The sequence below is a fragment of the Neorhizobium sp. SOG26 genome, from assembly GCF_003491345.1.
Lineage (GTDB): Bacteria > Pseudomonadota > Alphaproteobacteria > Rhizobiales > Rhizobiaceae > Neorhizobium > Neorhizobium turbinariae.
In genome coordinates this window covers 1,053,444-1,072,495 of sequence record NZ_CP025513.1, presented here as the reverse complement: position 1 = coordinate 1,072,495, position 19,052 = coordinate 1,053,444, and the positions used below count along the sequence as shown (strand labels likewise).

Annotated in this window: 16 protein-coding genes; 14 read left to right on the top strand and 2 right to left on the bottom strand. The window is 61.1% G+C overall.

What is annotated here, in order from left to right:
• Positions 1-56: 56 nt before the first annotated feature.
• From CYG48_RS21730 to CYG48_RS21685, 10 genes are all read left to right on the top strand, one after another.
• The gene (locus CYG48_RS21730) at positions 57-1,982 is read left to right on the top strand and encodes a bifunctional 5-dehydro-2-deoxygluconokinase/5-dehydro-2-deoxyphosphogluconate aldolase (protein WP_199925327.1); all 1,926 of its coding nucleotides are present in this window, start codon (positions 57-59) and stop codon (positions 1,980-1,982) included.
• Complete coding sequence (gene iolD / locus CYG48_RS21725; protein ID WP_118852725.1) at positions 1,982-3,805, top strand: 3D-(3,5/4)-trihydroxycyclohexane-1,2-dione acylhydrolase (decyclizing); 1,824 nt, start codon at positions 1,982-1,984, stop codon at positions 3,803-3,805. The genes CYG48_RS21730 and iolD overlap by 1 nt, the downstream gene beginning before the upstream one ends.
• 1 nt (position 3,806) lies before the next feature.
• A complete protein-coding gene (gene iolE / locus CYG48_RS21720; protein ID WP_118852724.1) occupies positions 3,807-4,718 on the top strand; it encodes a myo-inosose-2 dehydratase in 912 nt (303 codons plus the stop codon).
• Positions 4,715-5,524 (top strand): 5-deoxy-glucuronate isomerase, encoded by an 810-nt coding sequence (gene iolB / locus CYG48_RS21715; protein ID WP_118852723.1) that lies wholly within the window; start codon positions 4,715-4,717, stop codon positions 5,522-5,524. Before iolE ends, iolB begins: the two co-directional genes overlap by 4 nt.
• Before the next feature lie 233 nt (positions 5,525-5,757).
• Entirely contained in the window at positions 5,758-6,039 is a 282-nt protein-coding gene (locus CYG48_RS21710) for a hypothetical protein (RefSeq protein WP_118852906.1), read from the top strand.
• 227 nt (positions 6,040-6,266) lie between these two features.
• Positions 6,267-6,929: a nutrient deprivation-induced protein gene (locus CYG48_RS21705; protein ID WP_118852722.1), complete on the top strand. Its 663-nt coding sequence runs from the start codon at positions 6,267-6,269 to the stop codon at positions 6,927-6,929.
• A complete protein-coding gene (locus CYG48_RS21700; protein ID WP_118852721.1) occupies positions 6,922-7,338 on the top strand; it encodes a phage holin family protein in 417 nt (138 codons plus the stop codon). Before CYG48_RS21705 ends, CYG48_RS21700 begins: the two co-directional genes overlap by 8 nt.
• A complete protein-coding gene (locus CYG48_RS21695) occupies positions 7,338-8,354 on the top strand; it encodes a DUF3618 domain-containing protein (RefSeq protein WP_118852720.1) in 1,017 nt (338 codons plus the stop codon). Before CYG48_RS21700 ends, CYG48_RS21695 begins: the two co-directional genes overlap by 1 nt.
• A gap of 134 nt (positions 8,355-8,488) precedes the next feature.
• Positions 8,489-9,784: a flavin monoamine oxidase family protein gene (locus tag CYG48_RS21690; protein WP_118852719.1), complete on the top strand. Its 1,296-nt coding sequence runs from the start codon at positions 8,489-8,491 to the stop codon at positions 9,782-9,784.
• 140 nt (positions 9,785-9,924) lie between these two features.
• Positions 9,925-10,419: a ProQ/FINO family protein gene (locus CYG48_RS21685; RefSeq protein WP_118852718.1), complete on the top strand. Its 495-nt coding sequence runs from the start codon at positions 9,925-9,927 to the stop codon at positions 10,417-10,419.
• Here CYG48_RS21685 and CYG48_RS21680 read toward each other — a convergent pair.
• Entirely contained in the window at positions 10,416-11,330 is a 915-nt protein-coding gene (locus tag CYG48_RS21680) for a helix-turn-helix domain-containing protein (protein WP_118852717.1), read from the bottom strand. The two genes, CYG48_RS21685 and CYG48_RS21680, sit on opposite strands and share 4 nt — an antisense overlap.
• A 113-nt stretch (positions 11,331-11,443) precedes the next feature.
• On the opposite strand from CYG48_RS21680, the gene pobA reads away from it, so the two are divergent.
• Entirely contained in the window at positions 11,444-12,616 is a 1,173-nt protein-coding gene (gene pobA / locus CYG48_RS21675; protein WP_118852716.1) for a 4-hydroxybenzoate 3-monooxygenase, read from the top strand.
• Here the strand turns inward: pobA and CYG48_RS21670 are convergent.
• A complete protein-coding gene (locus tag CYG48_RS21670; protein ID WP_118852715.1) occupies positions 12,605-13,540 on the bottom strand; it encodes a hydrogen peroxide-inducible genes activator in 936 nt (311 codons plus the stop codon). The genes pobA and CYG48_RS21670 overlap by 12 nt on opposite strands.
• Before the next feature lie 172 nt (positions 13,541-13,712).
• Between CYG48_RS21670 and katG the strand changes: the two genes are divergently transcribed.
• The 3 genes from katG (at position 13,713) to CYG48_RS21655 (ending at position 19,038) form a co-directional block, all read left to right on the top strand.
• Positions 13,713-15,899 (top strand): catalase/peroxidase HPI, encoded by a 2,187-nt coding sequence (gene katG / locus CYG48_RS21665; RefSeq protein ID WP_118852714.1) that lies wholly within the window; start codon positions 13,713-13,715, stop codon positions 15,897-15,899.
• 141 nt (positions 15,900-16,040) lie between these two features.
• Positions 16,041-17,936 carry a molecular chaperone HtpG gene (gene htpG / locus CYG48_RS21660; RefSeq protein ID WP_118852905.1) on the top strand — a complete coding sequence of 632 codons (1,896 nt, stop codon included), beginning with the start codon at positions 16,041-16,043 and terminating at the stop codon, positions 17,934-17,936.
• A gap of 208 nt (positions 17,937-18,144) precedes the next feature.
• On the top strand, positions 18,145-19,038 hold the full coding sequence (locus tag CYG48_RS21655; protein WP_118852713.1) for a helix-turn-helix domain-containing protein: 894 nt from the start codon (positions 18,145-18,147) through the stop codon (positions 19,036-19,038).
• Positions 19,039-19,052: the final 14 nt, after the last annotated feature.

Genomic DNA, 19,052 nt, shown 5'->3' with positions numbered 1-19,052 from the left:
GCGACTGGGGAGGTTCGGTCGCTTCATCTGGCGGCATCATCCGCCGCAGGGAGGATATGTTGGCGTCACTTGATCTCATCACCATCGGCCGTTCATCCGTGGACCTCTACGGCGTGCAGGTGGGCGGGCGCCTGGAGGACATGTCTTCCTTCAACAAGTATATCGGCGGCTCACCGACCAATATTGCGGCCGGCGCGGCGCGGCTTGGACTTAAATCGGCGCTGATCACCCGGGTCGGCGCAGAACACATGGGTCGTTTCATCCGCGAACAGCTTGTGCGCGAGGGTGTCGACGTTCGCGGCGTCAAGACTGATCCTGAGCGTCTGACGGCGCTCGTGCTGCTCGGGATCCGCGACCAGCACCAGTTCCCGTTGATCTTCTATCGCGAGAACTGTGCTGACATGGCGCTTTGCGAGGATGATATCGATCCCGCCTATATCGCAGAAGCGCGCTGCGTTTGCGCCACCGGCACGCATCTGTCGCATCCAAAAACGGAAGCGGCCGTGATGAAGGCACTGCGACTTGCCCGCGAAAACGGTGCTCGCACTGCGTTGGACATCGACTACCGTCCCAATCTCTGGGGGCTTGCGGGGCACGAGGCGGGTGAAAGCCGCTTCATCGAGTCCGGCAAGGTAACCGCCAAGCTGCAATCGACGCTGCATCTGTTCGACCTCATCGTTGGCACGGAGGAAGAGTTCCATATTGCCGGCGGCACGACCGATACACTCGAAGCGTTGAAGGCCGTGCGCAAGATTTCCGGGGCGACGCTGGTCTGCAAGCGTGGACCAATGGGTGCGGTGGTATTCGAAGGCGAAATCCCGGACAGCCTTGACAAGGGCCAAACCGGCCAGGGTTTTGCGATCGAGGTTTTCAACGTGCTGGGCGCCGGCGACGGATTTATGGCTGGCCTCCTGAAGGGCTGGCTGACGGGCGAAGACTGGCCGACGGCTCTGAAGTATGCAAACGCCTGTGGTGCCTTCGCCGTATCGCGGCATGGCTGCACCCCGGCCTATCCGAGTTGGGAGGAACTGCAGTACTTCTTCCGCACCGGCATCCGCGAGAAGGCACTCCGCAAGGATGCAGCACTTGAACAGGTACACTGGTCGACCAATCGGACGGGTGATTGGCCTGAGCTGCGGGTCTTCGCCTTCGACCACCGCATGCAGTTGGAAGCCATCGCCGACGAGGCAGGACAGACCTCGGAGCGGATCGATGTCTTCAAGTCGCTATGCCTGAAGGCTGCCCTCGAAGTTGCCGACGGCAGGCATGGTTTCGGCATCCTCTGCGACGGTCGACTTGGGCGCGAGACGCTCTACAAGGCGACCGGCACGGGCCTGTGGATCGGCCGGCCGACCGAGCGGCCCGGCTCACGCCCGCTGACGCTGGAGCCGGAACTCGGGGTCGACCTCGGTGGCATTACCGAATGGCCGGTGGACAATGTCGCCAAGGTCCTGTGTTTCTATCATCCGGAAGACCCGCCCGAGATGCGGGAGAAACAGGAAGAGGTCGTGCAGCGGTTGTTTGCCGCCACCCGCCGCAATCGGCTTGAAATGCTGCTGGAGGTGATCCCCTCCAAGGTCGGGCCGACCGATGACCGCACGGTTGCGGACATCATCGAGCGTTTCTACCAGATCGGCGTCTATCCGGACTGGTGGAAGCTGGAGCCGATGAAAAGCGAGGCTGCCTGGGCGAACGCCTGTGCGGCGATCGAAATTCATGATCCGAATACGCGTGGGATCGTCGTACTGGGCCTCGATGCGCCGATGTCGGAGCTTGAGGAAAGTTTTGCCACCGCGGCCCGTTTTGATCTCGTGAAGGGCTTTGCCGTTGGCCGCACGATTTTCGGCGATACAGCGCGGCAATGGTTTGCCGGCATGATCAGCAACGAGCAGGCGGTGGACGAGATGGGACGCAAGTATCGTGAGCTCTGTAGACTCTGGGACAAGGCACGGGCGGCGACAAAGAGCGGAGGAAACGGCTGATGAAGACGGTAAGACTGACCGCCGCGCAGGCGATGGTGCGTTACCTGGCGAACCAGATGACGGAGGAGGGCGTGCCTTACGTCGCGGGCGTTTGGGCCATCTTCGGGCATGGCAACGTCGCCGGCATGGGCGAGGCATTGGCCGGCATCCGCGACCAGCTGCCGACCTATCGCGGCCAGAATGAACAGTCGATGGCGCATGCCGCGATCGCCTATGCAAAGCAGTTGCGTCGCAAGCGGGCCATGGCCGTCACCTCGTCGATTGGACCAGGCGCGGTTAACATGGTGACGGCGGCGGCGCTGGCACACGTGAACCGCCTGCCGGTGCTTCTCATTCCGGGCGACGTCTTTTCCAATCGTGGGCCGGACCCGGTGCTGCAGCAGATCGAGGACTTTGGAGATGGACTTGCGACCGTCAACGATTGCTTCCGCCCCGTCAGCCGTTACTTCGACCGTATCAGCCGTCCGGAACATCTCCTTACGGCCTTGCCTCGCGCCATGCGGACGCTCACGGATCCGGCTGATTGCGGGCCGGTGACGCTTGCCTTCTGCCAGGATACGCAGGCGGAAGCCTTTGACTACCCCGAAAGCTTCTTCGAGCCGAAGACCTGGTACTGGCGCCGGCCCCGGCCAGACGAGAATGAACTGAAACGGGCGGTTGAGGCGATCCTTGCGGCGAGGAATCCGGTCATCGTCAGCGGCGGTGGCGTGCATTTCTCCGATGCGACGGAGACCCTCACAGCCTTCGCCACCAAGCACAACATACCGGTCGTCGAAACGCAGGCTGGAAAGTCGGCGCTGCCCTGGGATCATGAAACAAACTTCGGACCCGTCGGCGTGACGGGTGCTGCGAGCGCCAACGCGATCTGCGAGAAGGCTGACCTGGTGATCGGCGTCGGCACGCGCTTCCAGGATTTCACGACAGGCTCGTGGGCGCTTTTCAAGAACCCGGACCGCCGTATCCTGTCGCTCAACGTCCAGCCTTATGACAGCACAAAACACGATGCCATCCCGCTCGTGTCCGATGCCAAGGTCGGGCTGGAACTGATCAGCGCGGCCCTCGGCGACCACCGCTTCCCCGCCATCGATCAGACGCTGAAACAGGATTGGTTCGCCAAAGCGGATGCGGTGACCGCTGCGCCGGCGGACGGCAACCTGCTGCCGACAGACATGCAGGTGATTGGCGCGGTCCAGCGCGCGTCTCGCGACAACACGGTCGTCATGTGTGCCGCGGGCACGATGCCGGGAGAGTTGCATCAACTGTGGAAGGCCGGAAAGCCGCTCTCCTACCATATGGAATACGGCTTCTCCTGCATGGGATACGAGATCGCCGGCGGGCTTGGCATCAAGATGGCCGAACCCGAGCGCGACGTGATCGTGATGGTCGGTGACGGCTCCTACATGATGATGAACTCGGAACTCGCGACCGCGGTCGCCATGGGCATCAAGATCACCGTCGTGATCACCGACAATCGCGGCTACGGCTGCATCAACCGGTTGCAGATGGCGACCGGCGGTGCCGAGTTCAACAATCTCTATGAGCACACCAACCAGGCCAATCCGATGCAGATCGACTTTGCTGCGCACGCCGCCGCCATGGGTGCGGACGCCCGCAAGGTATCGACGATCGCGGATCTTGAGGCCGCGCTGAATGGCGCCCGCGAGGCGAAGGTGCCAACGGTGATCGTTATTGATACCGATCCATATCCAACCCCGGAAGGTGGCGGGCACTGGTGGGATGTCGCCGTGCCGGAAGTCTCGACCCGCGCGGAAGTTGCTCAAGCACGCGCCGCCTATGAAGCCGCACTCAAGGAAAGACGTTGACATGATCCTCTACGGCACCAATCCCATTGCCTGGTCGAATGACGACGACCGAACGCTCGGCGCGCATATCAGTCTCGACCAATGCCTTGATGAAACCGCGAAGATCGGCTTCGACGGCATCGAGAAGGGTCATAAGTTTCCGCAGGAGCCGAATGCGCTGAAGGCCGTGCTGGAGCCACGCGGGCTACGTTATGTGTCCGGCTGGCACTCGCTGAACCTGCTCGTGAACTCTATCGAGGACGAGAAGGCGGCGATGCAGCCGGCACTCGATCTCCTGAAGGCGATGGGGTCCAAAGTCATCATCGTCTGCGAGACATCCAACGCCATCCATGGCGATGACGGCAAGGCAGTCAATGATCGGCCGAGGCTGACGGACGCTGACTGGAAGACGTTTGGCGCTGGCGTCGAGACGCTGGCCGAGTTTGCGGCAGGGCAGGGCATCAGCCTCGTCTACCATCACCACATGGGCACAATTGTCGAAAGCGAGGACGAGATTGATCGGCTGATGGAGAACACCGGGCCGCACACCAAGCTGCTGCTCGATACTGGCCATACCCTGTTCGGTGGCGGCGACCCGGAACGGGTGGCGAAGAAGCACATGGCGCGCGTGGGACATATCCACGCGAAAAACGTCCGGCTGGAGATCGCCGCGCAGGTGCGCAACGAAGGGCTTTCCTTCCTGGAAGGCGTGCGGCGCGGCGTGTTCACTGTTCCAGGTGACAAGGAAGGCGGCGTAAGTTTCCCGCCGGTCCTGAAGCTTGCCGCCGAGCATGGTTATGACGGCTGGCTGGTGATCGAGGCGGAGCAGGATCCGGATGTCCGCAACCCGTTCGAATACCAGAGCATGGGCTTGGCTTCATTGAAAGCGATGGCACTCGCGGCCGGACTCGACAAGGGAAGGGGACACGCATGACGAACCTGCTTCGCAAGCCGAACGGCACGTCCGGAAAGGTGCATGATATCACGCCGAAGGATGCCGGCTGGGGTTATGTCGGCTTCGGTCTCTATCGTCTCAAAGCTGGCGAGAGCGCCGCGGAACCAACGGGCGAGACCGAGGTCATCCTCGTGCTGGTCGAGGGCAAGGCCGACATTTCCGGAGGCGACAAGACCTTTGGCGAGCTTGGCGACCGGATGAACGTGTTCGAGCGCAAGCCGCCGCATTGTGTCTACATCCCCGCCGGCTCCGATTGGAGCGCGACCGCCACAACAGACTGCACCCTTGCCGTCTGCACCGCACCTGCCAAGCCGGGACGCGAGGCGACGTTGATCGGACCGGACGGCCTGTCGCTCAATACGCGCGGCAAGGACGCGAACACCCGCTACATCTACCCAATTGCCATGGAAGAGCGAGATGTGGCCGACAGCCTTCTGGTGACGGAAGTTTTCACGCCGGCGGGCAACTGGTCTTCTTATCCGCCGCATCGGCATGACGAAGACAACTTCCCGGACATGACCTATCTGGAGGAAACCTACTACCACCGGCTCAACCCGGCGCAGGGTTTTGGTTTCCAGCGTGTCTTCACCGAGGACGGTTCGCTGGATGAGACCATGGCGGTTGCGGACCACGATCTGGTTCTGGTGCCGAAAGGGCATCATCCCTGCGGCGCACCCTACGGCTACGAGATGTATTACCTGAACGTGATGGCAGGGCCGATGCGCAAGTGGCGGTTCAAGAACCATCCGGACCATGACTGGATTTTCAAGCGCGACAATCCTTGAACCAGTTGCTCCGATTGCGCTTTGAAGCGACGGAATCCATAGGGTCGGGGCCGAGTTGGTCGCGGCCTTTTTCTTTGCAGGACGAAATTGCCGGACAGACATCTCACAACCTGTTGCTGCAAGGAGGTCTTGAGACTGGCAACTCGAACACCAGATATTAGACAATTCCGAAATACTCAAATCCAAGATGTCAGTTGCTGGCCGTAGTCAGCAACAACAAGAAAGGAGCAATCATGGGATTCGCAGCCAAGGCGTTCGAGGACATGGACCTCGACGAACGCCACCTCATGTTCGACACTGTTGCGACTGCGCTTGAGCAGGCGGCGAGTGACGCCGAGGATGAGGGTGACGTGACCGCCGGGCAGAACACCATGGCTGTTGCCGGGACGCTGCGGGGACTGTCTTCGAACCTCGCCGACTGCGATGTCCACGCAGCGGAACTCCTGCTTGAGCAGGGCGTCATGCTTCTCCACGAACTGTCCTCCCGACACGCAGGCCCAGAACATCTTCAGTAGCATTGGACGCTACAGCTTCATCTCGTTCGCTAAGAGGCTACCGATGCCACAGCCGGCAACCTAAACCGTCACGAAAGGCCGCGGGCGGGGGACTGGCATGCTCAAGCGATGCAGGATCTGAGCAGGGATCCGATTTGAGCAAAATGGAACCATATCCATGACATTCGGGTTGATTGTCCGGTTGCTGCCAGCAAGCAGCTTGATCGCTAAGCGCATCGGAGAATCCCATGACCGAACGAGATCTCAATCAGGACGGTGGCAGAGCCAATCCCTCCAGCTACCCAGCCTATCACGAAAATCGAACATCCTTAAATCAGGGCACGCCTTCCTCCAATCTGGGCGCCTCGTCGCAGTCGGCTGACGCTTCGGGCGGCGCGATGAAACAGCGCCTTGCGGAAGATTTGCAGTCGGTCAAGGAAACGGCGAAGAGCCAGCTCAACGAAGCGACACATGCTGCCGAACAGATGGCGGTGGAGCACAAGAATGTCATCGCCAACAAGCTGAGCGGCATAGCCGGCGCGGTCGAAAAGGTCGCAGACGAGCTAGAACAGGGAGACCAGCGGGACATCGGCCGGATCGCCCGCAGCATCGGCTCAAGCGTCCGCGGCTTTTCAGACGACATCAAGGATCGCGATCTCAGCCAGGTCGCACGCATCGCCGAAGACTTCGGTCGCAAGCAGCCGCTCGCATTCCTCGGTCTTGCCGCCATGGCGGGCCTTGCCGCAAGCCGCTTCCTGAAGGCATCGGCAGACACCGCCACGACTTCGTCTACGGAGCCGATGGCGTCGCAGGCTGTTTATCCCCCGTCCGCAACCACAACCCCGCTCGGCATGCAGCCCTCTTCCAGCCCGAGCTTCAACCAAACCTCGGAGGATCGCTTCAATGGCTAGTTCACTCGACAACCGGCCACTTTCGGAACTTGTATCCGGATTGGTAGCGGACATTTCCGGTCTGTTCCGCAAGGAGATCAACCTCGCCAAGACCGAAGCGTCCGAGAAGATGTCGCATGCGTTGACCGGCGTTGAGGCATTTGCCGCCGGTCTCGTGATCGCGATCGGCGCAGTCGGTGTTCTGCTGGCCGCCCTCGTGAAGGGCCTGACGGCATTCCTGGTCGCCCAGGGCATGACCGAGCCGAACGCGGACGCGCTTTCGTCCGTAATCGTCGGCGTTGTCGTGGCCATCATCGCCTGGGTCATGATCTCGCGCGGTCTCTCCGCCCTGCGTGGCGAAAACCTGAAGCTCGATCGCACCTCCGCTTCGCTGCGGCGTGATGCGCAACTCATCAAGGAGAGAACGTGATGGCCTACAGCAGTGAGAACACGAATTCCGCCGCGATCGAACGTGACATCGAAGCCGATCGCCGCCGGATCGAAGAAAAGATCGACGCCATCCAGCAGCGCATGTCGCCGGGCCAGATGGTCGATGAGGTGCTCGCTTACACGAAATCCTCCGGCGGCGGGGAATATCTCGCCAACCTCGGGACTGCGTTCAAGAACAATCCGATCCCGCTTGCCATGATGGGCGTAAGCCTCGCATGGCTGATGGCTGGGCCGAAGACGAACATCGCCTCCTACGCTCGGGAAGATGATTACTCTTCCTACGATACCGACGATGACTACGTCGAATATCCGCTCGCGACCATCGAAGGCGAAGTTCGCCGCACAGGCCCGGTTCAGTCCGACGGTACCAGCCGCTACAGCCATTTCGTCGATGGCGCCGGCAAGCGCTTCAAGGCACTGACCGACAACACCGGACGCCGCGCGGGCCACTTCATGGACGAAAGCGGGCAGACCTTCCGCGGCTTCGTCAATGCGTCCGGCGAACAGGTGAGCAGCATCCGCGACGAAGCAGGAAAGCTGCTGGACCAGGCGTCGGGCTGGGCGTCGCATACCTGGCGGCAGATGACGGCCTCGACGGGAAAGATCGGCTCGGCTTTTGCTGATGCTGGCCGCAGCACCATGGACGCCGGATCCGTACTGAATGACAGCATCGTCAAGCACTTCAAGGATCAGCCTCTGATTGGCGGCGCCCTGGCCTTTGCCGTTGGTGCTGCAATCGGCGCGGCGCTGCCAACGACCCGGCAGGAAAACGAGGCGATCGGCGAAGCAGCCGATAGCGTCAAGTCCAAGCTCTCGGCTGAAGCTTCCAACGCTGTCGACAAGGCGCAGCATGTCGCATCGGACGTTTATGCCGCAGCGGCTTCCGTTGCGAGCGAAGTGCATGACGTCGCGCGCGACCGCATTGCTGAGGAGGCAAGCAGCCTGAAGGGCAGTGAAAACCGCGGGCAGTCTACCTCTACCAACGTACCGCATTGATCTGACAGAGGCTGATGTCCTTCCAACGGGACATCAGCCTCTTCTCTTGGCTATTCAAGCCAAGCCTCCACTCGTGCCGCCACCCGCGCGGCGTGCTATAGCTCCCCCAGCAACAAATACTCGAAGAACCTCAGATGCTCGATGTCATCATCGTCGGTGCAGGCTTTGCAGGACTCTCTTCCGCCTTGGACCTGGCCGATGCGGGGCTGAAGATCTGTCTGCTGGAGGCGCAAGACCGTGTCGGGGGTAAGGTCGAAAGTGCCTTGCTCTCCGGTGGCCAGCGCATCGATACCGGCGGCCAGTTCTTTTCCCGCGACATGACCAATCTGATGAACCTGAGCCAGGAGACGGGAAGAGAGGTCGCGACAACCCATTACACTGGGAATACAGCCTACCAACCAGCGATCTCAGCCGAAGCGGGCGAGGCACAATGGCAAGGCGTGAGTGCCCTGCGTCGCCGCATGGCCGCCACCGCCTTAAGGGATCCTGAACTTGCCGGACTGTCCGTCGCGGATTGGGTTGCCCGGCAACATGACATGCCGCCGGAGGCTAAGGAAGGTTTTCTGCGAATGGTGAAGGGGCTGTGGTGCAAGGATCCGGCGGAGGTGCAGTTCCTTTACCTTGCCGACAATGACCGACGCATCACCGGCAGCCACTCCGAGATGGAGATGTTCCTGCCCGGCACCGTACACGCACTCGCGGAAGAGATAGCCGCACGGCTGGGAACCGATCTGAGGCTCAGCACCCCCATACACCGCATAATCTACGAGGCAGACAGGGTCTCGGTTGAAGCTGAGGGTTTGCGCCTGCGGGCAAAGCGCCTTGTGCTGGCTCTGCCGCCGACGATTGCGCGCCGGCTCGAATATTCGCCACCACTGCCGCCGTCATTGCAGAAGGCCTTGGCAGCCTGGTCTCCCGGCGAGGCCATCAAGCTCCGGGTCACCTTCGATCGGCCGTTTTGGCGAGACCACGGCTTGAGCGGCGAGATCATGTGGTCGATGCCGCAGGGTCTTTACGCCTGCGACGCAAGCGACAACAGGCATGCAGGTCTCGCCGTCTTCATCGGCGGGCCAGAAGCAAAACAGTGGCACCGTCGCTCGAAGGGAGAACTCAAGGCCTTTATCAGTTCGCAGCTTCGCGAGATTCTTGGAACTGCGGCAACGGACATCCGCGACATCCACATCCGTGACTGGGTCGACGACCGATGGAGTGGCGGTGCTTATAGCGACGTGATCGTCATGCCGGATGCAACGGACGCCGAGGATATCCTGCGTCGCGGACATAAACCGATATATTTCGCTTCCTCGGAACTTGCCCTGTCATTTCCCGGCTACATGGAAGGCGCGATTGTCGCGGGAAGAAAGGTTGCTAAGGATGTCCTGGGGGACCTGCCTGCGTCAGACTATCACACCCGCGCAGCATTTCGTTGACCCTCTTGGGGATCCGTCATTCAATCGTGAAGAAGATTGGCTGGTAAAATTTGCCGAGTTAGGGCAAGACCGCGGCACAACAGACTTCGCGATGAAATGATGAGATGCTGGCCGTCACGGCTGGCTGGGATGTTTGAACGATGAGTGGAACGGAGACGGCACAAAAAGGCGCGATCGGAGCGACCGAGGCTGACATCCGCAAGGCGGAAGCCGTGAACGAACTCCTAGTGCGTCCGATCGGGGTGCTTCCACAGCGTCCCGGCGATCCAGTTCGCCCTTTCGCCATCGGCCTCTTTGATGAGATCCGCAGCCTCCTGAAGCCGGGCGTTGGCGTTACCGTTCTGCGGCGGGCTGTCAGCGCCTTCGTGCATGGCAAGCGATACTACATGGCAAGCGCACAGCCAGGCGCGATGCGGCATGATATCGACGGCAATCCGGTGGAGCCGCTTTCGGATGAAGACCGCTCGGTCGCGCAGCGCCGCCTGATCTCGCTCAAGAGCGCAAAAGCAGAAAAGGCGAAACCTGCCCCTGCACCCGTGCCGGCGCCACCTCCACCGCCTGCTCTCAGCAAGGCCGAACTGATCCGCGCCAGTCTTCTAAGTCGTCGCAGGGAACCCACAAGCGCTCCTCGCTAAGCGTTGGCTGCCCTTTCCAGTCGAGGTTCGGCGCCGGCGTTCAGCCGCGCCTTCTCCCGGCGTCGCCAGGCGCCAGGCGTTTCTCCCGTATGTTTGGAAAAGAAGCGGGAGAAATAGGCGGGGTCATCGAAACCGAGCCGCATTGCGATCTCACGCGTCGTCGCCATCGAGAAGGTGAGTTCGCGCTTTGACTGGTCGAGCAGTTTCGCGGTGATGAGATCGTGCGGCGTCTGTCCCGTCGCAGTGCGCACAAGACGATTGAGATGCGTCAGCGAAACGCCAAGCTGGTCCGCGTAGAACGATAGCGGCCGGTGCTCCCTGTGGTGCTGCTGGATGAGCGTGTTGAGCAAGGCCAGTCTTTCATCGCGACCGTCAGCGGGCGCCGAGGCGTCACCTACCGCAGTGCGCGCTGCCAGACGCACCGCAAGCGCCACATAATCCCGCAGCAGTTCGTCGTCGCCGCTGTCACCGCGCCAATTTTCGTGCGCAACCCGCTGCAGCGTATCCATCAGGTAGGCGTGGTCCGGTTCCTCAGGATCGAGTGTCGCGGCCTGTGGCGCCGAAAGCCACTGCGCGAAACGACCGCGCTCTCGCGTCAGTTCTCCCAGTTGCGAACGCTCGATGGTGATGACCAGACCTTCGACATCCTTGGAAAATCGGAAACCGTGGCTGACACCCGGCGGAAGCGTGAGGATCGTCGGTGGCAGAAGCACGCGCGTTTCATCGCCCACGATGGCATCGCAAGATCCGGCAGCAATATACAAGATCTGGAACAAGCGCTCGTGCCGGTGCAGGCGGATTTCCCACCGGTGACGGCTGCTGCGAGACTTGATGGTCTCGCAATGGATCCAGAAACGTGGCTCCTCATCAAGTTTCTCTCCGTAGAGGTGGAAGCTTGGAACAGTCGCCATGAGATCAAGAGTGCCCTAAGTTTGGAAAGTGCAATTTCGCGAACCAAATGTCCATTGTGACCGCTTCCTAAGTCAAGCACATTTCACCTGCTTAACGCTCAGGGAGGTCTGCGTTGCGTACAAAGGTTGCCATCATAGGCTCGGGTCCGTCAGGGCTGCTGCTTGGCCAGTTCCTCACGCAGGCTGGCATCGACAACGTCATCCTAGACCGTGTGAGCAAGGACTACATTCTCGGACGCGTGCGGGCGGGCGTGCTGGAGGAGGGGACGGTCGGCCTCCTCGACAAGGCAGGTTGCGGCGCACGCATGCATGAGGAAGGCCTGCCACATGACGGCTTTTCGCTCGCCTTCGATGGACGCGACCACCGGATCGACCTCCTTGGCCTGACCGGCGGCAAGCGCGTCATGGTCTATGGGCAGACGGAGGTGACGCGGGATCTGATGGAGCAGCGGAAGCGGGATGGCAGCGTGACCATCTACGAAGCGTCCGATGTCGAGCCGCATGATTTCGACACGGCTGCGCCTTATGTCACCTACCGCAAGGACGGTATCTCTCATCGCATCGACTGCGACTTCATCGCCGGCTGCGACGGTTTCCATGGCGCAAGCCGCAAGGCGGTTCCGGAGCGTGCGATCCGGGTTTTCGAGAAGGTCTATCCGTTCGGGTGGCTCGGGATCCTCGCAGAGGTTGCTCCGGTCAATCACGAACTCATCTATGCGAACCATCCGCGCGGTTTTGCGCTGTGTTCGATGCGGTCGCCGACGCGCAGCCGCTATTATATCCAGTGTACCCTTGACGAGAAGATCGAGGGCTGGAGCGACGATCGCTTCTGGGATGAGTTGCGCCGGCGTCTTCCGGCTCACCATGCCGAAGCGCTGGTCACCGCGCCTTCCTTCGAAAAATCGATCGCGCCGCTACGCTCGTTCGTGGCCGAACCGATGCGCTTCGGCACCATGTTCCTTGTTGGTGATGCTGCCCACATCGTACCTCCCACGGGCGCAAAGGGGCTGAACCTGGCCGCAAGCGACGTGTACTACCTCTTTGAGGGCTTGCAGCAGTTTTATGGCGAACGCTCGTCCGCAGGCATCGACGCCTATTCCGGAAAGGCGCTCGCGCGTGTCTGGAAGGCGGTGCGGTTCTCCTGGTGGATGACCACCATGATGCACCGCTTCCCCGATACTGACGAGTTTGACCAGAAGATCCAGGAAGCCGAACTGGATTACCTGACGCATTCCCGCGCAGCCTCGACCGCGCTCGCCGAAAACTACGTCGGCTTACCCTACTGACGCCAGGCTTGGCTGAGACGGCTCAGCGACCAGATGCGACTGGGCGGATTGGCGGATGACGTCGGCGATCTGCTGAAGCTGGATGGCCAAGGGGGCGGAGTTGCGCCAGACAATCCCGATACGGCGCGATGGCTGGGGCGGCGGAAACCGCGCAATGGACACCAGCGCCGAGCGCGTTTCCACGGGAACTGCCATTTCCGGGATCAGCGTCACGCCGATGCCGGCGCCGACCATCTGTACCAGCGTCGAAAGCGAACTGCCTTCCATGATCTCCTTCGGTCGCATCGGCCCCGCCTTGCAGAAGGAAAGTGCCTGGTCGCGGAAACAATGGCCTTCCTCAAGCAGGAGCAGTCGCATCTCACGTAGCGCCTCGCGCTCCGGCACGGGCTTTGCCTCGTCCTCGCGTCGCCGCACCAACACGAACTGTTCTTCGAGCAGCGTCATCTCCTTGAGCGCTGGCTCGGATACGGGCAGAGCGACGATCGCCATGTCCAACCCACCCTGGATGACCTCTTGGACGAGCTTCGTCGTCAGCGTTTCCCGGACGTCGATCTCGATGCCGCTGAAGGTGCGGTTCAGGTCATTGATGATGACCGGCAACAGGTAAGGCGCCACGGTCGGGATGACGCCGATGCGCAGCCGCTTCAGGAAGTGGTTTCGCGAGGTGCGGGCAAAATCCCCAAGTTCATCGACGGCCCGCAGGATGTCGCGAACGCGCAAGGCAAACAGCTTGCCGAATTCTGTGAGCTTAACCTCCCTTGCGTTTCGTTCGAACAGTGCGCTGCCTAGCTCCTGCTCCAGTTCCTTGATCTGCATGGAAAGCGCTGGCTGTGAGATGGCGCAGGCTTCCGCAGCAATCCGAAACCTGCCGTCGCGAGCAAGCGCCTCAAAATACCGAAGCTGCTTCAGGGTCACGTTCTTCATAAGCTCATCTTATCGCAGCAATCAGCAAATCCAACTTAAAATTATCGTGGAGCTGGGCTAAGAGACCTCCGGGGAAGCGGGGACGATTGTTACGTCTCCCTAGCTTGCACCGGACGGGAACCAGGCGCGATCGGTCGATCTGCGCGGGTCAAGGGAAACTAGGAGAACAGTCATGGATGCTCAGTCCAAGGAGAACGCCGGCAAATGTCCGGTTGCACACACGCCCCGCGGCAGAACGAACAAGGAGTGGTGGCCGAGCCAGCTGGACGTGCAGATTCTCCACGCCAATTCCGGCCTCGGTGATCCGCTTGGGCAGTCCTTCAATTATGCCGAAGAGTTCAAGAAGCTCGACCTCGAGGCCGTAAAGAACGACCTTCGCGCCCTCATGACGGATTCGCAGGACTGGTGGCCGGCCGACTTTGGTCACTATGGTGGCCTCTTCATCCGCATGGCATGGCACAGCGCAGGCACCTATCGCATCACCGATGGCCGTGGCGGCGCAGGCGGCGGACAGCAGCGTTTCGCGCCGCTCAACAGCTGGCCGGACAACGCCAACCTCGACAAGGCCCGTCGCCTGATCTGGCCGATCAAGCAGAAGTACGGCAACAAGATCTCCTGGGCGGACCTGATGATCCTGACGGGCAACGTCGCCCTCGAATCGATGGGCTTCAAGACCTTCGGTTTTGCCGGTGGCCGCGCCGACACCTGGGAGCCGGAAGAACTGTTCTGGGGTCCGGAAGGCAGCTGGCTGGGCGACGAGCGCTACAGCGGCGAGCGCCAGCTGTCCGAACCGCTTGGCGCCGTGCAGATGGGCCTCATCTACGTCAATCCGGAAGGTCCGAACGGCAACCCTGATCCGGTCGTAGCAGCACGCGATATCCGCGAAACCTTCCGCCGAATGGCCATGAATGACGAAGAAACCGTGGCGCTGATTGCCGGCGGCCATACCTTCGGCAAGACCCATGGCGCAGGCGATCCGTCCTTCATCGGTGCTGAGCCGGAAGGTGGCGCCCTGGAGGAGCAGGGCCTCGGCTGGAAGAGCAAATTCGGTACCGGCCACGGCGCCGACGCCATCACCGGTGGTCCGGAGGTTATCTGGTCGCAGACGCCAACCCAGTGGAGCAACTACTTCTTCGAAAACCTGTTCAACTTCGAATGGGAACTCGAAAAGAGCCCGGCCGGCGCCTACCAGTGGCGTGCAAAGGGTGCCGAGGCTTCCGTGCCGGATCCGTTCGATCCGTCCAAGAAGCGCGTTCCCACCATGCTGACGACCGACCTGTCGCTGCGCTTCGATCCGGCTTACGAAAAGATCTCGCGCCGGTTCCTCGAAAACCCGGATCAGTTCGCGGATGCCTTCGCTCGCGCCTGGTTCAAGCTGACCCACCGCGACATGGGTCCGAAGGTTCGCTACCTCGGCCCGGAAGTACCGGCAGAAGACCTGATCTGGCAGGACGTCATTCCGGCGGTCGACCACGACCTCGTGGATGACAAGGACCTGGCGGTTCTCGCAGAAAAGATCCTGGCGAGCGGCCTTTCCGTCCAGGAACTCGTATCCACGGCCTGGGCTTCTGCCTCGACCTTCCGTGGTTCCGACAAGCGCGGCGGCGCGAACGGCGCCCGCATCCGCCTTGCTCCGCAGAAGGATTGGGAAGCAAACCAGCCGGCACAGCTTGCCAAGGTGCTGGCGGTTCTGGAAGGCATCCAGAAGGAATTCAACGCCTCCCAGACCGGCAACAAGAAGATCTCGCTTGCCGACATGATCGTGCTCGGTGGCGCAGTCGGCATCGAGAAGGCAGCGAAGGCCGCCGGTCACGAGGTCGTCGTACCTTTCACGCCTGGCCGCATGGATGCCTCGCAGGAACAGACGGACGTTGATTCCTTCGCTCCGCTCGAGCCCCGTGCAGACGGTTTCCGCAACTACGTCAACACGTCGAAGCACCAGTTCATGCAGCAGGAAGAGGCGCTTGTTGATCGCGCTCAGCTTCTTCGGCTAACGGCGCCGGAAATGACGGTGCTCGTTGGTGGTCTGCGGGTGCTGAAGGCTGGCCAGCCGGAGCATGGCGTGTTCACCGACAAGCCGGAAACCCTGACCAACGACTTCTTCGTTAACCTGCTCGACATGAGCACGGAATGGGCGCCGGTCGAAGGCAAGGATGGCGTCTATGAGGGCCATGACCGCAAGACGAAGGCACCGAAGTGGACCGCAACGCGCGTCGACCTGATCTTCGGTTCGCATTCGCAGTTGCGCGCCATCGCCGAAGTGTATGCGCAGTCCGATTCCAAGCAGAAGTTCATCAACGACTTCGTTGCGGCCTGGAACAAGGTCATGAATGCAGATCGCTTCGATCTGCATGCCTAAGACATGACAATGCCGGGCGCCGTTCCATGCGGCGCTCGGCCACCCCTGCCGAAAACTCGTTGATCTTGCCCAGGTCCGGTGCTTGAAATCCGCCAGCGCGAAAACCATCTGTCGCGCGATTTCCAGCATGATGGGGTGACAATGACCACGATGACGCAAGAACACGCCGCGGAACAACACAGTTTCGAGGCTGACGTCAGCCGACTTCTGCACATGATGGTGCACTCGGTTTACTCCGACAAGGACGTCTTTCTCCGCGAGCTTATCTCCAACGCGGCCGATGCCTGCGAAAAACTCCGTTACGAAGCCATTTCACAGCCGGGACTTGCAGCGGACGGTGCACCGTCGCGCATCCTGATCTCACTGGACGAAGACAAGCGGACGCTGACCGTCGAAGACAACGGCATCGGCATGAGCCGCGAGGAATTGGTCGATGCTCTCGGCACAATCGCCCGTTCGGGAACGCGCGCCTTCATGGAGCGGCTCGAAGCCGCAAAGGCCAATGACAAGGCCGAACTGATCGGCCAGTTCGGTGTCGGTTTCTACTCTTCCTTCATGGTGGCCGATCGCGTCGACGTGGTCTCGCGCCGTGCCGGCCAGGACCAGGCCTGGAAGTGGTCGTCCGATGGCAAGGGAAGCTACACCATATCGCCGGTCGACCCCGCGGATGCACCGGCGCGAGGCACGCGGGTGACCCTCCAGTTGATGGAAGACGCGAAGTCCTACACCGGCAAGTGGGCGGTCGAGCGGATCATCCGCGAGCAGTCTGGCCATGTCCCGGTTCCGATCGAACTTGTGGAGAAGGCTGGCGCCGAACCCGCGAAAGTGACCGATGGCGTTGCACTCTGGACGAAGTCGCGGAGCGACATCACCAAGGAGGAATATAACGACTTCTACCGTGGCGTTTCAGGACAGTATGACGAGCCGCTCCTGAACGTGCACTTCCGGGCGGAAGGCCGCCACGAATATACAGCGCTTGCCTTCGTGCCAGGCTCGCTGCCGTTCGATCTCTTTGACGTCGAGCGTCACGGCCGCATGAAGCTTTACGTCAAGCGCGTCTTCATCACCGATGATGCCGATCTCCTGCCGCGCTACCTGCGCTTCATGCGCGGTATCGTCGACACCGCAGACCTGCCGCTCAACATTTCCCGCGAAATGATCCAGGAAAGCCCGATCCTCGCCGCCATCCGCAAGGGGGTGACGAGCCGCATCCTGACGGCGCTGGAAAAGCAGGCGGAAAGCGACACCGAAAACTTCGACAAGATCTGGGAACTGTTCGGCGCGATCCTCAAGGAAGGTATCTACGACGACTTCGAGCGTCGCACGCAACTGCTGAAGCTCGCCCGCTTCAAGACCACGGCGTCCGGTGAAGGGCACCGGAGCCTCGCGGACTACCTCAAGGACATGAAGGAAGGTCAGTCGGCCATCTACTACATTGCCGGAACCAGCCTTGAGCAGCTCAATGCTTCTCCGCAGTTGGAAGGCTTCCGAGCCCGCGGCATCGAGGTTCTCCTGCTTACCGATCTGGTCGACAGCTTCTGGGCTCCAAACGTCCAGGATTTTGAAGGCAAGAGCTTCAAGTCGATCACCCAGGGTCTGAGCGATCTTGATAAGGTCGCTGGTGGCGAGACCAAGGAAGACAGCACTGCCAAGCCGTCTGACGAGGTGGCCGCCTTTGTTGAATTCGCCCGCGAGACGCTGAAGGAAGAAGTTGCCGAAGTCCGTGTCTCTTCACGCCTCACCGAAAGTGCGGTCTGCCTCGTCGCCTCCGAGCAGGGTCCTGACCGCCAGTTGGAGAAGATCCTCCAAGGGGCAGGCCGCCTCTCGACCGCGTCGAAGCCGGTGCTTGAGATCAACCCGCAGAGCAAGCTGATCTCGGGCCTTGCCTCCATCTCCGAGACGTCTGCAAAGGAGGATGCGGTTTGGCTTCTGCTGGATGAAGCCCGCATTCTGGACGGTGACAAACCCGCGCATCCGCGTGCCTTCGCCGACAGGCTTTCGCGCCTGTTTGAAGCAGCCTTCCCTGCGAAGGCCTGACCTTAGCCAGCCGATACCGCGTCGTCACAACGCGGTATCGCCTCCTTCGACGGCGCAAGCCGAACCTGTTTATGTTGCCATCGATATAAACATGATGTTATCGCTCATCTTATACGGGGCGTCGCCAATTTGAGGCACCTGACCCGTAGGGGCGAGGCGCAAGCCGGGCGCATTCTCAGGACGCCCGGCGCGAGATGGATGTGTGACATTGAACTTCTGGCACTCGATGATCTGGCATACGGAGGGCATCCGGCCCGTCGCCCCGGCACGGTGGCGACAGATGGATGGCATGGTCGGCGTGTATTGGGAGGCCGAAAGCCAGGCCGGCGCCAAGGGGTATTACCTCGCCGACGACCCGCGCATCATGATCTTCCGGAACGACGTGTCGTCACGCATCCGCTTGTCCAACACCGGCGGAGACATCCAACGGTACTACCGGCCGATGATGAAGGCGCTGTATGTCCCGGCTGGTGTGCCGATGTGGACAAGCAGCGAGAAGGGGCATCGCTTCGGGCATCTTAACCTGCATCTGCACAAGGACCGATTGGTCAAGTATCTGGCCCCCTCCATTGGACGGTCCGCGGCTCTGGCAGCCATCAATCGCCCGGTCGAGCTTCAACAGGCGGATGCGGTCGAGACACTCGCTGGCCTCGTGATAGATGAACTTGCAACTCCATCAAGGCACAGTGCTTATGTCGAAAGCCTCGTCGGGAGCATCGTCACCGGGTTGCTTGACCTTACCGGCGATCAACAGGATCAAGCCAACGGCCGGCTGACCCAGGCGCAAATGAACAAGCTGAACGCCTATGTCGACGCGCGCTGTGGCCAACGGGTGTCGGTCGCCGAAATGGCGGCCGCGGTTGGGTTGTCGGAAAGCTGGTTCTCCTGTGTCTTCAAGCAGACCGTGGGGAAGACACCCCTGCAATGGCAGCTGGGCAAGCGGATCGAGCTTGCGAAAACGATGTTGCGGGAGACGGACTTGAGTCTCGCAGAGATCGCGAACCAGCTCCGCTTTTCCGACCAGGCGCACCTGACGAAGGTTTTCCGCAAAACCGCCGGCGAAACACCGGCGGCGTGGCGACGCAAGAAAGGCCTAACCTAGGGACGGCGCTCGTC

Excerpts from the sequence above, each read along its gene's own strand:
- CYG48_RS21730 (WP_199925327.1), top strand. The coding sequence starts at position 57 with ATGTTGGCGTCACTTGATCTCATCACCATCGGCCGTTCATCCGTGGAC.
- iolD (WP_118852725.1), top strand. The coding sequence starts at position 1,982 with ATGAAGACGGTAAGACTGACCGCCGCGCAGGCGATGGTGCGTTACCTG.
- iolE (WP_118852724.1), top strand. The coding sequence starts at position 3,807 with ATGATCCTCTACGGCACCAATCCCATTGCCTGGTCGAATGACGACGAC.
- iolB (WP_118852723.1), top strand. The coding sequence starts at position 4,715 with ATGACGAACCTGCTTCGCAAGCCGAACGGCACGTCCGGAAAGGTGCAT.
- CYG48_RS21710 (WP_118852906.1), top strand. The coding sequence starts at position 5,758 with ATGGGATTCGCAGCCAAGGCGTTCGAGGACATGGACCTCGACGAACGC.
- CYG48_RS21705 (WP_118852722.1), top strand. The coding sequence starts at position 6,267 with ATGACCGAACGAGATCTCAATCAGGACGGTGGCAGAGCCAATCCCTCC.
- CYG48_RS21700 (WP_118852721.1), top strand. The coding sequence starts at position 6,922 with ATGGCTAGTTCACTCGACAACCGGCCACTTTCGGAACTTGTATCCGGA.
- CYG48_RS21695 (WP_118852720.1), top strand. The coding sequence starts at position 7,338 with ATGGCCTACAGCAGTGAGAACACGAATTCCGCCGCGATCGAACGTGAC.
- CYG48_RS21690 (WP_118852719.1), top strand. The coding sequence starts at position 8,489 with ATGCTCGATGTCATCATCGTCGGTGCAGGCTTTGCAGGACTCTCTTCC.
- CYG48_RS21685 (WP_118852718.1), top strand. The coding sequence starts at position 9,925 with ATGAGTGGAACGGAGACGGCACAAAAAGGCGCGATCGGAGCGACCGAG.
- CYG48_RS21680 (WP_118852717.1), bottom strand. The coding sequence starts at position 11,330 with ATGGCGACTGTTCCAAGCTTCCACCTCTACGGAGAGAAACTTGATGAG.
- CYG48_RS21670 (WP_118852715.1), bottom strand. The coding sequence starts at position 13,540 with ATGAAGAACGTGACCCTGAAGCAGCTTCGGTATTTTGAGGCGCTTGCT.
- katG (WP_118852714.1), top strand. The coding sequence starts at position 13,713 with ATGGATGCTCAGTCCAAGGAGAACGCCGGCAAATGTCCGGTTGCACAC.
- htpG (WP_118852905.1), top strand. The coding sequence starts at position 16,041 with ATGACCACGATGACGCAAGAACACGCCGCGGAACAACACAGTTTCGAG.